The following is a 15,239-nucleotide window of genomic DNA, read 5'->3' as shown; positions in this document are numbered from 1 at the left end:
CAATCAGTACGCAGCAAACTAATTCGTTCGTTTAGAACGACTATTCCTGGTCAATATAACGCTTCGTGATTGGCTGATAGGAGTCAATGCGCCGATCGCGGAAATAGGGCCAGGTTGTGCGGTATTTTTCGGACAGAGCTAAGTCAATGGTTTGTACGTGCACCAATTCCTGATCGTGGGGAGCTAGGTAAAGCAATGATCCAAATGGGTTAGCCACGAATGAACCACCCCAGAATTGCTGATCGGCCTCACGTCCAACCCGATTTACAGACACAACATGGATACCGTTGGCAATGGCATGACTCCGTTGAATGGTTTGCCAGGCATTATATTGCTCTTCATTTTGCCTGGGATCGGGTTCGTTGGTATCCCAGCCAATGGCGGTCGGGTAGAAGAGGACTTCGGCACCCATCAGAGCCGTGATACGGGCAGCTTCAGGATACCATTGATCCCAGCAAATAAGAACCCCAATCCGGGCAAATTTGGTATCGAAAACCTTATAACCCAGATCGCCGGGAGTGAAGTAAAATTTTTCATAATAACCCGGATCATCGGGAATGTGCATCTTCCGATACTTGCCCAGATATGATCCATCGGCATCCAGAACGGCGGTAGTATTGTGGTATAAACCATGCGCTCTTTTCTCAAACAGTGATGCGATAATGACCACGCCTAATTCGCCGGCTAACTTTCCTAACCGCTCGGTGGTTGGACCAGGAATGGCTTCGGCTAAGCTGAAATTATGATGATCTTCGACATCGCAGAAATAGAGCGACGTGAATAATTCCTGCAAACAAACAATCTGAGCGCCTTTTTGGGCAGCTTCGCGAATGCCGTTAATGGCTTTCTGGATATTGGACTCGACGTCTGCCGAGCAACTCATCTGTACTAAACCGATATTGACGTTCTTGGACATGGGGCAAAAATAGGTCGTTCTTTGTGAACAGACCCCATTGTTAACAAAAAGCTTATCGGGCGGGTTCGGGCCAGGTTTAAAGTTCAAGGTTTCAAGTTTGAAGTCTGGCAACTGCCTACGAACTTTAAACCTGAAACCTTGAACTTTAAACCTGAACCAAAAAATGCCTTCTCGTCGAACCTTCCTGCAGACGACTGCGCTCACCAGCGTAGCCGCTTCTTTTTCTCCAAATACACTCCTGACCGCTACTCGACCTGCCAAAGACCGACTTGGTGTGGCGTTAGTTGGCCTGGGCTATTACAGCACCGATTTGCTGGCTCCTGCTCTACAGAAGACGAAGAATTGCTATCTCGCGGGGATCGTAACCGGTACGCCCGAAAAAGCGGAGAAATGGAAAAAGCAATACAATATTCCCGACAAGAATATTTATAGCTATCAGACGTTCGATCAAATTGCCAATAATCCTGACATCGATGTAGTGTATGTTGTACTCCCGCCATCCATGCACGAAGAATATGTGGTGCGGGCAGCTAAAGCGGGTAAGCATGTGTGGTGCGAAAAACCGATGGCCGTAACGGCTAAGGAGTGCCAGAATATGATTGACGCCTGTGCAAAAAACAAAGTATCACTGGCGATTGGCTACCGGCTACAGCATGAGCCGAATACGCAGGAGTGGACGAAGGGATTGCGCGATGGGAAAATCGGTAAGATATTGATGGTCAGTTGTTCGGCGGGTTATTATGATGGACGCACCACGCACTGGAAACAGAAGAAAGAAATGGGCGGGGGCGTTATGTATGACATGGGCGTGTATGTGTTGCAGGGGTCACGACTGGCAACGGGCGAGGAGCCCATTGCGGTTACGGCTCAGCAATACACATCCCGCCCCGATGTCTATAAAAACGGTCTCGATGAAACATCGATGGCTCAACTCATTTTTCCAAGTGGAGCGCGGGCAGCTGTCCAGACGAGCTATGGTATGAATATGAATTTCTTGAACGTGACCGGTTCAAAAGGCACACTAATGATGGAGCCTTATTCAGCTTACAACGGCCAGACAGGAATCTGGAGTAATGGCGGAAAGATTGAACATCCATATGAAGTACCCTGGCAGCAAACAAAGCAGATGGACGACGATGCCCAGTCAATCATGACTAAGAAACCCATGCTGGCACCCGGCGAAGAAGGTCTTCGTGATATTAAAATTGTAGAAGCGATCTACCAGGCTGCCCGAACAGGTAAAGAAGTGAAAATTGTTTAAGAAATATATGTTTCAAGTTTAATGTTCCATATTTCAAGAATCTTGGTGTAACGAACTGAAACATGGAACATTAAACTTGAAGCTGTTTTATTTATATCTTATCTCTGTTTTAGTTGTATTGTATAAAGTCAGGTGATGTGTTTGGCAGAGCGTTTGGTTTTTGCTTATTTCGCTTGTCAACCCCGTCTGCTCATGCAACCTACAGATTTCACTAGCCTCCCCGCCGACCAGCAACTCGACACCCTGTATTTTTCTGGTGACATTCTGGCTAATCGCTACGAGGGCGACAATATCTTCCTGCTTTATAACCTCCGCGATTTCTACGTCGAACTTCGTTACGACGCTTACAATAACAAGCTTCATCAGGTTACTGCCTTTCGTGATACGGGTAAATTAGAGCCTTATCTTCCCTATTTGTCGGTTTAGGCTACCGCATTTTAATAAAGCGTTGAACTCCTACCTGCTGGCTCAGAAATTCTCGGTCGAGCGGAGAAGCCAATAGCAACACCCCCACCTGACCAGTCAGATGATCGTGGCCATTAGTGAAAATGTACGCTGTGAAAAAATCTGAAATCAGTTTTGGCTTTGTAGTTGGAACCACCAGTCTGGCTTTTGTCGTCTCCCAACTGGATGTGTCCATTGTGAATGTGGCGTTACCCCAAATCGGCAGGTCGTTTACTGCCGATGTCAGTACGCTCCAATGGATTGTGGACGCTTACACGATTGCGTTTGCCGTACTGATGTTATCGGCAGGGGGTATGAGTGACCTGTTTGGATCGAAACGGCTTTTTCAAGCGGGTCTATTGGTATTCGGTCTGGCTTCCATTGGCTGCGGACTTGCCTGGAGCCCTTTGGCATTAATTGGTTTTCGAGCGATTCAGGGCGCTGGATCGGCTATTATGATACCAAGCTCTTTATCCATTTTAAATCATATGTTTTCCGCTGAACCCAATAAGCGGTCTCGTGCTGTTTCGTTATGGACAGCCGCTGGAGGAGTTTCTATTGCAGCGGGACCGGTTCTGGGTGGCTTACTGATGCAGATAAGCAACTGGCGAATGATTTTTTTGGTGAATATTCCAATCTGTCTCATCGGCATTCTTTGTAGTATAAAATTGAAGGAAAGTGCTGGAAATGAGAACAGAGGGTTCGATATTCCCGGCCAATTAATCTGGATGCTTGCTATTACGGCTCTTATTGCCGCTATTATCGAATGGCATCATTTAGGGACCAATTCTCCGTTTATTTACGGCGGTATGATCTTCAGTGCTGGTATGTTAGGCCTGTTTGTCTGGAGAGAGAAAAAAGCCAGAGCACCCATTCTCCCACTCGATTTATTCAAATCGACTAACTTTAATGTATTAATTGGTGTCGGAATGGTTCTGAACGGAACCTATTATGGAACTGTATTTATCCTGAGCCTCTACCTTCAAAATGTATTGAACTATTCGAGCATAGCCGCGGGTATGGCATTTTTACCGTTAACAGCAGGCTTTATTATTTCCAACCTGACGAGTGGAAAACTGATGCAGAAATATGGCATTCGTGTACCAATTTTAATCGGCTTATTTATTTTCTCAATGGGTTGTTTCTGCCTGCTGATTGCCGGCCCCAATACACCCTACTGGCAGTTGCTTGTCCCTTTTTTAGCACTCCCTCTGGGTATGGGCCTGGCTGTCCCGGCCATGACAACCGGCACACTGGCTACGGTCGATCGTAATCGCTCCGGTATCGCTTCGGCGGTTTTGAACACCACCCGACAGGCAGCAGGTGCCGTGGGAGTAGCCCTGTTTGGGGCAATGGCTACGGGTGGGACTACGGCTATCGTTCAGGCGATCATGATCAGTTCAGTTAGCACTGGGGCGTGCGTGTTGCTGTATACAATTCTTGTGTTTACTTACCTGAAGAATAATTAAGGCAATCGTAGTCTGAGTATTGGCTACTCTCAAACTACTTTCGTCGAATAGATAACTCGTTATTTTTTAATCATGAGCACACAAGAAGACCATTCGGGACAAGCCAGGGCAGAAGTGTTTCGGGCACTTCATCAACGAACGGGTATTTTCGTTATGCCTAATCCCTGGGATGCCGGTTCAGCCCGAGTTCTGGAAAGCCTGGGATTTGAGGCACTGGCAACCACTAGCGCAGGACTCGCCTATACCCTCGGAAAACCGGATGGACATGCGTCTATAACCCGGGACGAAACGCTACAAAACGCCCATAGTATCATTATGGCAACTCGTTTGCCGGTATCGGCCGACCTGGAAAATGGCTATGGAGATGAGCCCGCAAATTGCGCAGAAACTATTTTGCTAGCTGCGAAAATGGGGCTTTCTGGTGGCTCTATTGAAGACGCGACCGGTAGACCAAACGATCCGATTTATCCTTTTGAGCAGGCGGTTGAGCGTGTCAAGGCTGCAGTTGAAGCCGTGCGAAGCTTACCCTATCCATTTACACTTACAGCCAGGGCTGAGAACCTGATCTATGGTCGGCCTGATCTTGCCGATACGATCAGACGTCTGGAAGCATTCGCTGATGCGGGTGCCGATGTGCTATTTGCGCCCGGCTTAAAAAGCCGGGAAGAGATTCAGGCGGTTGTTAAAGCCGTACACCCACGCCCGGTGAATGTGATTATGGGCCTTTCGGGCAGTAGTTTTTCGCTGGATCAACTTGCCGAATTAGGAGTTAAGCGGGTGAGTATAGGCTCGTCTCTGGCTCGGGCGGCTTATGGGGCTTTTTTTCGGGCAGCGGAAGAAATTCGCCAAAAAGGTACATTCAGCTATGCTGATGACGCAAAACCATATGCTGCTATGAATAGTCTGTTTACAAACTACGACAAGAAAGGCTGACCAAGAGTAACAAGCCTTTCAAATCACAGTTCTATCCGTTAAATCTGGAGTTTCTGTCGAACCTGTTCAAGCCATATAGACCGCCCTTCGCAATTCCAGTGCGTATCACTTTTCAGGTAAGGAGACTGAGCCGACCGTTTAAACTGGTCATAGATGTAAATAGTTGGTACGGCTAGTCTCGGGTTAGTCTGAATGCGCTGAATAAGGTGATTATAGTCCGTCCGACCTGTCTCCAGGATGCTCGCTTTATTGGGAATGATGGACAGATAAACTTCATCGAAGCCCAGTTGCTGGTAGTGATTAGCAACTGCATTAATGCTGTCGATCAGCGTGTTAACTTCCTCGTCATCCAACTTCGAAAATGACGAAACAAGCCTATCTGTCGTGTCGGTGTCTAAATGGAGAAATAGATGCTTTTGGTCTTTCGACAAACTGACCTTTGAGTTGGTTCGGTTAAACCAGTCAAGCGTTAGCGCTGCTTTGATTTCTTTAAACCAAAATGCCCAATTCTGGCTAAACAAGGTCGATTCGAGTCGTTCTTCTACATCAGTCCGGTGAATATCATTGCTGATCCGTTTGCTAAGTGTTAGCTTAGGCGCTCCTAAACGGTTGGTATCTTTTTCGACAATAAATTCGCTTACTGGATAAGTCATGTGCTGACGAAAATGCCGCTCTACGGATTCAATAATCAACACATTCCGTTTGCCTGGGTCAAGCTGTATCCGCTGCTGATTGCCCCAACTAACGCGCTGAAAATGACTCACTCGAAAATCCGATTGACCCAGCCGTTGTGGTTCCGTAAAACTGTCGCCAATCAGATACAGTTGCGTTGATGCAGTATCGCTCGACCGATGAGATGGCGGACAAACTGGTTGCTCCAGTTTAAATTGTGGCAGCGCTGAGAGTCGATATAAATCCCCAAATCGGTAATCGTCCGTGATGAAGCCAATTCCGTAAAGCCAGTGCGACACTGTAGTGGACAGCCCACCTCCCCATAGTATAAGTGCAAACAGTAAAACCGTGTAACGAAGAAAACGCATAGGGTTTGGGAATAGCTACTATCTAAGTCGAATGCTAAATAACAGGACCGCTTGTTGAGCGCCACTTAAAATATATAATTCATTGGTGCGCTCATCGAATTGTAACGCTACTGGAAAATCACTTGGAATAGGCCGTTCGCCTATGATGTGCCCATTCAGATCATACAAGGTTGTGAATCCCCCTGATTTAACACTGATCAAATCGATACCTGCTCCCAGTCGATGGTAACGAACATTATTTCGTCCTGACTGTAAAGCCCGTACATCGAACAGGCGTTGGCCCCGCTGATCAAGTATAGTCACTTCAGTATCTGTCGTACGGAGGAGTAGCCAATTGGTTTGATCTTCATCTGGGAAAAGTCGGAACGATCCATTCCGAACAGGTCGATACAACTGCGTTCGTTTAGCAACTAGTCCATTGGTGTTTATTGACAGTAACTGACCTTCATTGGCAATCGTCTGAATCAACGTTTGCCCCACGGGTAATAAGGCCGGCCCAACGAATTTAATTTCGGGTTCTTCTTCGTTCGTTCGCTCAATGCGACTGGGAAAGTGTGGGTATTCACTCCCATTATCACGCCAATAATTTAGGATGCCATCAGCCTGAATACCCAGAATATTCATGCCGACTGGCGTGGCTATTACCTGAAAAGGAAGTTGCAACTGACTTTTATGAGGGGCAGTCATTATACGTATGAAAGCCCTTCGTTGGCGGTCGAGCGCATAAATGTGTCCGTCTTCATGGGCAGCAAGGGCGATCAGATTACGTTGTAAACTACCACGAGGCCTTGCCAGATACGTTGGATCGATGCCTTTAGGGAGTGGAATTGCGTGAAGCGCTACTTCTTTGCTGATTCGCACAGGGTCGGCAATATAGAGCGTTTGATCGGTCATGAACAGGTATTGCAACCGACCATTATTCAGAAAATCGACACCTAAGGCATTACTTCGAATAGGACCATCGGTGTTATTTTGAACAATCTTGTCGCCTTCGGGGGTAACCAGTACGAACTGCCCCGCATTATTCTGCACATAAAACTGAGCCGAACTGTCGCTCAGATTACCCGTTACAATGGGTGCTGCAATCAGCGGAGCATTAAATTCAGTTTTCTTTTGGAGTAATAATTTATTGAGTACTGCCCGACTGGCTCGCCGTGTTGTGCGTCCCAGTATCACGGTCGATTGGATATTCTCATTGCCGTAGCTAGCCTGATAAGCCATATTCTCCAGATTCGACAAGGCTGTGCTACCTGTAATCGGATCAACCTGATCGAGTAAGTTCTGCCAGGCCAGTGGCCAGGTGGTTGGTACTGTCGTTTGCGCCCGGTTCAGTCGAACAAATGCGGTAAAATTGGCGGGACGTAACGTGGTCGAAAGTAAATCAGCCTGACGTGCATCCGCTGTCCAGACGGCTCCCCGCTGTACCTGTTGTAGATAATCCTGCATGGCTTCTTCACTATTAGCCACAATGAGTGACGAACCATGCTGCGTTATCCAACTTTGGGAAAAGCCCGAAAACAAGCTGCTGAATAAAGATGCAGGGAGTTCTGGTACGTTGAGTTGCAGGAGTTTATGGCCCAGGTATTCTTTGGGCGGACCTGGAGCCTTAGCGCCGGCTCGATAAGCCACCTGCTGATAGGCATTGACGAGCAGTTTGCCATTTTGGGCTGTTAAGATGAGAACTTGTCGAAGAGCACCAGTTGGGGACTCCATCCGGCATAGCAATAGATCGCTACCCAATGTTTGGTAGAATGCCTTCGTCTCGGGCTCTATCTGACTGAATCGATCCCGAAGAAAATCGCTGGATGCTGAGCCCAGTAACTTACTTAGTGAACGCCCAAAGCGGGAAGCATCGCTGATACTGATGTGGTAAAGTGTAGCCGTCGTTTGCGGAATAAGGTTTGCGTGTTGAATACGCTGGGGTGTCTGATTGGCAAAGAGGGCAGCCACATCGCTCCGACCCCCAATTTTATCAACGGCATAACCGATCAGATGCGAACGGGAAGCTGATTGCCGGAATTGCAGGTTTAATTCTTCAGGCAGGAACAGGCGGACTAGTGAGCCAACATTGCTGAAAAGTGATTGAAGCACTTCGGGGCGAACCGAGACGATTGCCAGGTGATCGTCATCGACCCGGAAATCGGGCTCTGCCTGTGTCAATTTGAGCGATTGATGCATCCGTTTGGCAACGTTCTCGATCAGAATGCCCGATACACTACCCACCAGAAAGCCATCTGTAAGAATAAATGACCCGATTGGCTCATTCATTCTGGAGACGAAATCCAGGATTTTTTCTCCAGCAAACGTATGATTCAAGACCCGATACAGGCGCGGATCTGGGTTCGTCACCCTATTCAGAAATGCCTGATCTTTATCGGTTATGGGAATATAGAAAATGAAATCGAGCGTTGTTCTGGAAACCGAGTGCAGCGAGTAACGAATTGTTCGATCGTTGACAAACCGCAGTACAGTGGCTGAATCGGCTGTTGCATAGAGGAATCGGTCGAGACGCTGACGTGCTTCATCAAAGACAGGTATCTGCCGTAACGACATTTCTGTGCGTAACGATTGAGCGGAGATTGTATCCTGTAAACGATCACTGGCCAGTATCATTAGGGCACCTGGTGGAACCAGAGAGCCAACAGTACGAGTTGCTGGAAAGAAGTGCCGGTAACCCCACCAACTACTCACCAGCAAAAGTACCGCACCGATACCAATCCAGAGATTTCGTTTCATAGATAAGTTGTAAGTTATAAGTTAGTAAGTTGTAAGTGGCTGATGCGAAAATACTATGCTTGCGTCAGCCACTTACAACTTACTAACTTATAACTTACGTACTATTTTATTTCCCCCACATTGCATTCGCGGTTTCGGGGAAAGGCATGGTTACTTCAGGAACATTGGCTGCTACTCGGTTTGCCCATTCAACTCCCTGCATCAACGAATGATCTTGATTGCTGACCTCGTATTTCCAGGCACCAAAACGCCCTCTGGAGTAGATGCCGAATGGTTCAAGTTGCGGTAAAACAGCTTTTAAAATGCCATCCCGTTCAACCGAAGGAGTCGGATAGCCATAATCGAATGCCATATGGAAAGTCGAGATCACATCATCGGCCGATTCGATCAGCTTGTCTTCTAGCAGAGCTCGAATTGTATCATCAATCAGCGTTTCTCGGTTAACAGGTTTGGCTGCTGATTCGCTCGTTTCAGTCATCAACGACCAATGCTCATTGATATCAGGAACGTTGTTCGGACTATAGTTCGAGAATACTGTTACCCGGTAATAAGGGCTATTGTATTCCGGGAAATACATCCAGCACATTGTTTTTAAACTTTCTTTTGGCTTGCCTTTCAGGCCAATTCCAACAACATTGGTCGATGAATGTTTAAGCCCCTGTGCCGTTTGGATGATTTCTGAAGAAAGGCCTTCAACGCGCTGGGTGAACAGATCGAGTGGCATCGTGCTCAGCAGGTATTCGTAGTGAATCTCTTCACCATCAGTCAGCACGACTTTTTTCTCTGGCCCAATTACCTTTTCAACGGTTGCGTTCAACTTCACGTATTCACGACCTACCAGATCACCAACGGCTTCCCAAATACCGCCCGTGCCCCCATTTTTGGGAAACTTGAACGTACTATTTGGGCCCCACGAAAAGTCGTCCTGGTCGAAGATGATATTTTTGGTAACACGCTGCAAATCGGTAACCGCTACCCGCTCGCCTACCCAAACCGCGTTCATATCTTCGGGAGGATAAGCCCACACTTTGAAGTTGTAAGGAAACATGAACGTTTCGGCAAGACCAGGGCCAAACGTAGCCAGAATCCATTCCCGAAAGTTAGCCGGTTTCTGATTGGTCGGAAATTTGTAGTTGTGGATAATCCCTTCAAGGCATTTCCACATCGTTTCCGGAGTCAGGTATTTGATATTATTCTGAAACGGATAGGGTACAAAGCGGTTTTCGATCCAGACCCACGATTCACGCTGGTGACTGAGCCAGCCTTCTTCGCCCAATGCTTTTAGCATCAGATCATCGAAATATTTATAATGTGAAAACTGCACATGGCCGCCTACATCCCAGGTAAACCCTTTGTCATCTACAAAACTCTTGGATAGCCCCCCAATGCGATTTTCTTTTTCTAAAATAATAAAGTCAGTAATACCTAACTCTTTGAGCCGGTAGGCTGCTCCAAGCCCTGTTGGACCAGAGCCAATAATGACATATTTATAGTTCATAAGTTGATGACAGATATATGGTATATGCTATAAGATGTATGATTCTAAGCTAAATAGAGCATACATCTTATAGCATATACCATACATCAATTTATGCTGTTACAGGTTCAGGTTTTTTGAGGGCTTTGACTTTACCTCCCAACTCGAAGCGGAACTGGGCTAGTTCTTTAAAACTCTGAATGCACACTTTCAGGAGTTTCCATTTTAGAATGGACACCGTTCCCGTTAGGCGTTCTTTGTGGGTAATGGGAATATCGAAGGTATTGAAACCCGCTTTTTTTGACATAACAGCCAGAAAAATATTGGGTGCAAACGGAGTTGGATCAGGAAGTTGTGCTAATAACTTTCGTAAAAATGTACCTCGAATCAGTCGGAAAGGGATGTTGCTATCCATGATATAGGTTCCGTAGATAAAGGCAATACTCCACCGAAGAATTCGGGTGATAAGTAAGCGAGCCATGGCATCATAGCGTTCTTCCCGATAACCCAGGATGAATGGCGATTCGTCACGTTTAGCCCACAGCTTGCCAAAGTCGTCGGTAACAAACTGATCATCACTATCGGTCTGGAACACATATTCGGAATCCAGTGCGACGGCCTGCCGGTAACCATTGACAACCGCGTTGCCATGGCCTCCATTGACCTGATGAACCACCATCAGTTTTGGATAACGACTTTTAATCTGGTCCAAAATAGCCCCTGTTTTATCCCGGGAGCCGTCATTAACGACAATCAGGCGGGTATTTTCAGTAGGAAATTGACGGGTCAACAAATCGGTCCACTGTTTAACAACAGTTTCAATTACTTCTTCTTCGTTGTAAGCCGGCATTACAATTGACAGCAGGAGGCTCATTCAGTGTACTTTAGGTGGTTGACAATACGGTCATCGTTCGTCAACGGGTTTAAAATAAGTTGGACTAACAAACGGTGCCAACCGGATTATGTATTCCTATCAATACTGCAAATATAGGAAATTGTTAACGGCTAACGACTTTAATGAGGGAGGACATTAGCAAGCGGCTAGCTTCCTAAATGGCTACCGTTGTTATGAATTAGTACGAAAATTTGTCTTTCAGCGCATTAATCGGTTTTTCAATAAGGTGCCATGATACCATAGCGATCAAGACAGTCAGGAACAGAAAGAACGAAAACTGAAAAAAATAGGAGCTGTTCAAAAAGGGTAGGGTATTGGTCAGCCAATTCCAGGAGCGCACCGTAAAGTGCGTCGGCTTCGTATGATATACGTTGAACACAAAGTTATGATAGAGGTACAAGCCGTAGCTGATACGCCCCATGTATTGACTGACTGGATTTTCGAGCACCCATTTCATTAATCCACCAAAGCCTATTACCGCTCGCCCAATCAGGAAAAAACCAAACAGTGAAGCGGCCAGCCGCTCCCATACATCAGACATAATATTATGATACCCTCTTGGCGAGTCGATAGCTATCCAATTATTTAAGACACCAACTGCCAGAAAACCCAGTAAGCTGAGCCAGACCCAGATAGAAGACTGGAAAACCCGCATAAAACGATCGCGTTGATACAACCAGCCGTAAGCCATGATGGCTCCCAATCCAAATGAGTCCAGACAAGTTGGTGTTGAGACATACCCAATAAACCAGGGCATGTGCGCACGATATAATACGTATCGCAAGCCTACACTACCAACAATCATAAGCAGAGCGGTTATCGGAACATATCGACGGGGAACAAAAAATAATAGTAGGGGCAGAAAAAGGTACACCTGCTCTTCAACGGCCAGCGACCATAGATGGTCGACAGTACCTAGCCAGGTATGATAAATAGCGATATAAATGTTCGTTCCATACAGAGCCAGCCAGGCGAATTTCTGCCGAACTGGGGGCTCATTGACCAATGCTAATATAAATAAGGTCAGGTAGTAGACCGGAAAAATTCGAATGGTTCGGCGGATGTAAAACGTTTTGAGGTATTTCGACAGACCACCATTGGGTTGATTACTGAGTTTGTCCTTACTGGAAAGCAGGATGCGGGTTATCAAAAAACCGCTTAATACAAAGAAAATAGTAACCCCCAGCGCTCCCAAGGCGCCCACTGGTAGTTCGATACGCTCCATTGTCCAGTGATCGAACAACACTAAGGCGACGGCAATAAACCGAACTCCATCTAACTGTATGAGATGATTCAGTGCCTGTCGTGAGGGTGTACTTACTGGAGTATTTGTTTGCATGCTGTTATTAATCAGGCAATTATAGTAATTACCAATTCTTCGCTGTAGTCGTTACGGGCGGACCTGCTGATTCTAGTGTTTGATTTGTAGAATATAGAGTCGCTTTCTCGTTCGCAATGGTCAGGATAAATAGCTGATACTGTCCAGCATCCAGCTCCGCAGTTGATATGTCGGATCGGAAACCTGTTGTGAACAGATTCGCTGGATGAACAAGTGCTTTTCGAATAGACTGTTGATTTTGCCTGACTGGAAATAAGTACGTACGCTTTACCGACCGCGCCAGTAAATAGGAACCTGAATCGCCCAGACCCAGTGCGGGCATAGTGCTGTTTACTATATCGTACCTACCCGATAGTTTGTTTACCTGTAAGTCTATCGCTGAGGATTGGGCGGAACTAACTATTGTTGGTAAAGCCGTATCATAAAAAGCAGGTGATAGGTTTATATAGCGACTGGAAATAGAGTCGATGCTGACTGTCGAGCTGTTACTCTTATGCGTCCAGTTAAACTGATTCGTAATCAACCATTGCCGTAACCAGATCGTATCGCCTAAATAGGTCAGGTAGGAACCCCACATCAGAATAATGCTGAATAGTAGCCCTAAACTCAATATCCACTTCTTCGCAGATGTCTGAATTTCGCCAACGATATAGGTGTACAAAAGAGCCATCAATAGCAACGAATAGAGTTTATATCGGCTGGTAATGAGCGTATTTATACCGAACCCTGTTCGCGTCCAGGCAACAATGACACCTGTGCCAACTAAGAAGCTCGCTGTGCCAAGAAAGAAATAGTCGAAGGGGGAAAGAGTTTTATGGCTAATCCATTTTTTGAGAATATATAGGCAAATACCCAGAACAACAAGTAGGCTCAAGCCTCCAACCACCATGCAACTTCCAATGACGGGACGTATGGGCAAAGCCTCGGCGGTCGACCCAAAGAAGGCCAACCCGCCACCAATCAACTCAATAAAAGAACCTCTGCTGGGGGGATTACCTGGTGGTTTTTCGTAGTGTAGAAAATAGAGTGGAATCGAGATGATGGCTCCCAATGTCCAGAAAATTAATGGCTTTCGGTTCGACCTCGGTTGTAGGAGAGTCTGCAAAAGCAGCACAGCAAAACCAACAGGCCATACCAGCAATCCGTTGCCACTGGTTAGGGTAGCTGCGACCGCAACCAGCAAAGCAGCTCCAATTTTCTGGGTAAATGCGAGTAGATAAATGGCCCAGAATACCCAAAGGATAACGGTGAAATTTTGCAAAGACGCCATGCCCCAGAACATATTTTCCCATTGTGACAGGTTCAAAAGTAGAAACGCAACCGGTGGGAGATAGAGCAGACAGTCGACAAGTCTAAACGATTTTCGAGGTTTCCATTTACTGGTTTGCTGAATTGTCGATTGACCCAGCGATAATCCGAAAATAGCAATCAATCCAATAAGGCTTAGGTTACCTACTATCATCAAATGAAGATAGCTAAACTTGCCAAACAGGTGAAAATCAAGCCAGGTGATGATGCGGTCATAAACAATCCGGTGCTCGTTATGCTGCTTGAATAACTGATAAATTTTCCCGGAAGCCGATGTTTCCTCGTCGAGATAGAACAAAAAGGCTCTTAAAACATGATCGTCCCATTTAGGTACGTTCACCGCGTAGCTTGCCCAAACATACCAAAACAAGAAGACCGGAATCAACAATAGAAGCATGGCTACCCAAAGGTCGAAGGACCCAGAGCGAATCTGGCGTGATTGTCGGGTATCGTGTTGCGTGACCAATGAATAAAGGGCAAAATGACTAATTCGTGAAGGTGGCTAATTGCCGGGCAATGTTAGCTGGGTCCAATCCCGACAATTGCTGATGGTATTTCTGATCGCCATACAATCCGTTTGGATAGCCTTGGGCCGACAGGCTCACAAAATGACTGGGGGCAGCTCCGTCGGTAAGGAGTTTGACCGATAGTTGTTGCGCCAGACCACCTATTGATACGTGTTCTTCAACAACCAGCAATGGTTTTCCTGCCCAACGGTGTGCCAGATCAGTAGGCAGGTCGAGGGGGAGGTTCGTGGCCGTGAATACATCGAATTGACCAGTAAGCAATTCGTCCTTGAGAGCAGTCAATACATTGGCGGCAACTGGCCCAAGGGCCACCACCGTACCAATAGAAGCTGAGCTGCGGACAATATGCTTAAATGACCCATGTACTTCGGCACCATCTGGAGTGTTGGGGCCCGCGCCTAAACGCAAATAGGTCGGGCGACCTTCGGCGACAATCTGGTGAAGCATAGGTGATACCTCATCGGCAAAGGCTGGAATGTAGGTGTTCACATTTTGTAGACTGCTCAGACAGGCCAAATCCTCGATCGCATGGTGCGTGCTCCCCATGATGCCGTAACCATAACCGCCACCATTTCCGACCAGAAAAACCGGCATTCGGTGCAGACAAACATCATTACGAAACTGTTCTAGGCAGCGATAGACTACAAATGGTGCAATGCTGTAACAAAATACTTTATAGCCTTTGTAAGCCATACCTGCGGCTACACCCACCATATTTTGTTCGGCCACACCCGCATTAATGAAGCGTGGACCAAGGGCATCGGCTACGTTTTCGAGGGCAGCATACCCCAGGTCGCCGGTGATGAATATTATTTTTTCATCTTCCCGCCCAATTTTCTCAATAGCGGCTGCAAATTCTTTACGCATGACAGAAGTATGAACTATGATGTAGGC

General features: G+C 46.6%; 12 protein-coding genes. 4 read left to right on the top strand and 8 right to left on the bottom strand.

Going from position 1 to position 15,239, the window contains the following annotated elements; translation table 11 throughout:
* Positions 1 to 40: 40 nt before the first annotated feature.
* Positions 41 to 916 (bottom strand): carbon-nitrogen hydrolase, encoded by an 876-nt coding sequence (locus tag GO755_RS08685; RefSeq protein ID WP_157584365.1) that lies wholly within the window; start codon positions 914 to 916, stop codon positions 41 to 43.
* A 163-nt stretch (positions 917 to 1,079) separates the two neighbouring features.
* On the opposite strand from GO755_RS08685, the gene GO755_RS08680 reads away from it, so the two are divergent.
* From GO755_RS08680 to GO755_RS08665, 4 genes are all read left to right on the top strand, one after another.
* Positions 1,080 to 2,177: a Gfo/Idh/MocA family protein gene (locus GO755_RS08680; RefSeq protein ID WP_157584364.1), complete on the top strand. Its 1,098-nt coding sequence runs from the start codon at positions 1,080 to 1,082 to the stop codon at positions 2,175 to 2,177.
* Positions 2,178 to 2,369: 192 nt separating this feature from the next.
* Positions 2,370 to 2,603 (top strand): hypothetical protein, encoded by a 234-nt coding sequence (locus GO755_RS08675; RefSeq protein ID WP_157584363.1) that lies wholly within the window; start codon positions 2,370 to 2,372, stop codon positions 2,601 to 2,603.
* A gap of 131 nt (positions 2,604 to 2,734) precedes the next feature.
* Complete coding sequence (locus GO755_RS08670) at positions 2,735 to 4,090, top strand: MFS transporter (RefSeq protein ID WP_198174783.1); 1,356 nt, start codon at positions 2,735 to 2,737, stop codon at positions 4,088 to 4,090.
* A 72-nt stretch (positions 4,091 to 4,162) separates the two neighbouring features.
* Entirely contained in the window at positions 4,163 to 5,023 is an 861-nt protein-coding gene (locus GO755_RS08665) for an isocitrate lyase/PEP mutase family protein (protein WP_157584361.1), read from the top strand.
* Positions 5,024 to 5,061: 38 nt separating this feature from the next.
* On the opposite strand, the gene GO755_RS08660 is transcribed toward GO755_RS08665, so the two are convergent.
* From GO755_RS08660 to GO755_RS08630, 7 genes are all read right to left on the bottom strand, one after another.
* Positions 5,062 to 6,063: a hypothetical protein gene (locus GO755_RS08660; RefSeq protein ID WP_157584360.1), complete on the bottom strand. Its 1,002-nt coding sequence runs from the start codon at positions 6,061 to 6,063 to the stop codon at positions 5,062 to 5,064.
* Between the two features lie 18 nt (positions 6,064 to 6,081).
* A complete protein-coding gene (locus GO755_RS41385) occupies positions 6,082 to 8,799 on the bottom strand; it encodes a hypothetical protein (protein ID WP_157584359.1) in 2,718 nt (905 codons plus the stop codon).
* 106 nt (positions 8,800 to 8,905) lie between these two features.
* A complete protein-coding gene (locus GO755_RS08650) occupies positions 8,906 to 10,297 on the bottom strand; it encodes a protoporphyrinogen/coproporphyrinogen oxidase (protein WP_157584358.1) in 1,392 nt (463 codons plus the stop codon).
* A 91-nt stretch (positions 10,298 to 10,388) separates the two neighbouring features.
* Positions 10,389 to 11,150 (bottom strand): glycosyltransferase family 2 protein, encoded by a 762-nt coding sequence (locus GO755_RS08645; RefSeq protein ID WP_157584357.1) that lies wholly within the window; start codon positions 11,148 to 11,150, stop codon positions 10,389 to 10,391.
* Positions 11,151 to 11,349: 199 nt separating this feature from the next.
* Positions 11,350 to 12,510: an acyltransferase family protein gene (locus GO755_RS08640; RefSeq protein ID WP_157584356.1), complete on the bottom strand. Its 1,161-nt coding sequence runs from the start codon at positions 12,508 to 12,510 to the stop codon at positions 11,350 to 11,352.
* A 28-nt stretch (positions 12,511 to 12,538) separates the two neighbouring features.
* On the bottom strand, positions 12,539 to 14,284 hold the full coding sequence (locus tag GO755_RS08635; RefSeq protein ID WP_227686896.1) for a hypothetical protein: 1,746 nt from the start codon (positions 14,282 to 14,284) through the stop codon (positions 12,539 to 12,541).
* A 19-nt stretch (positions 14,285 to 14,303) separates the two neighbouring features.
* Positions 14,304 to 15,212, bottom strand: coding sequence for a transketolase family protein (locus tag GO755_RS08630; protein ID WP_157584355.1), 909 nt, complete (start codon positions 15,210 to 15,212; stop codon positions 14,304 to 14,306).
* Positions 15,213 to 15,239: the final 27 nt, after the last annotated feature.

This window comes from Spirosoma arboris, from assembly GCF_009754945.1.
GTDB lineage: Bacteria > Bacteroidota > Bacteroidia > Cytophagales > Spirosomataceae > Spirosoma > Spirosoma arboris.
Note: the sequence above shows the minus strand (reverse complement) of the source record. Positions and strands in the feature narration are given on the sequence as shown.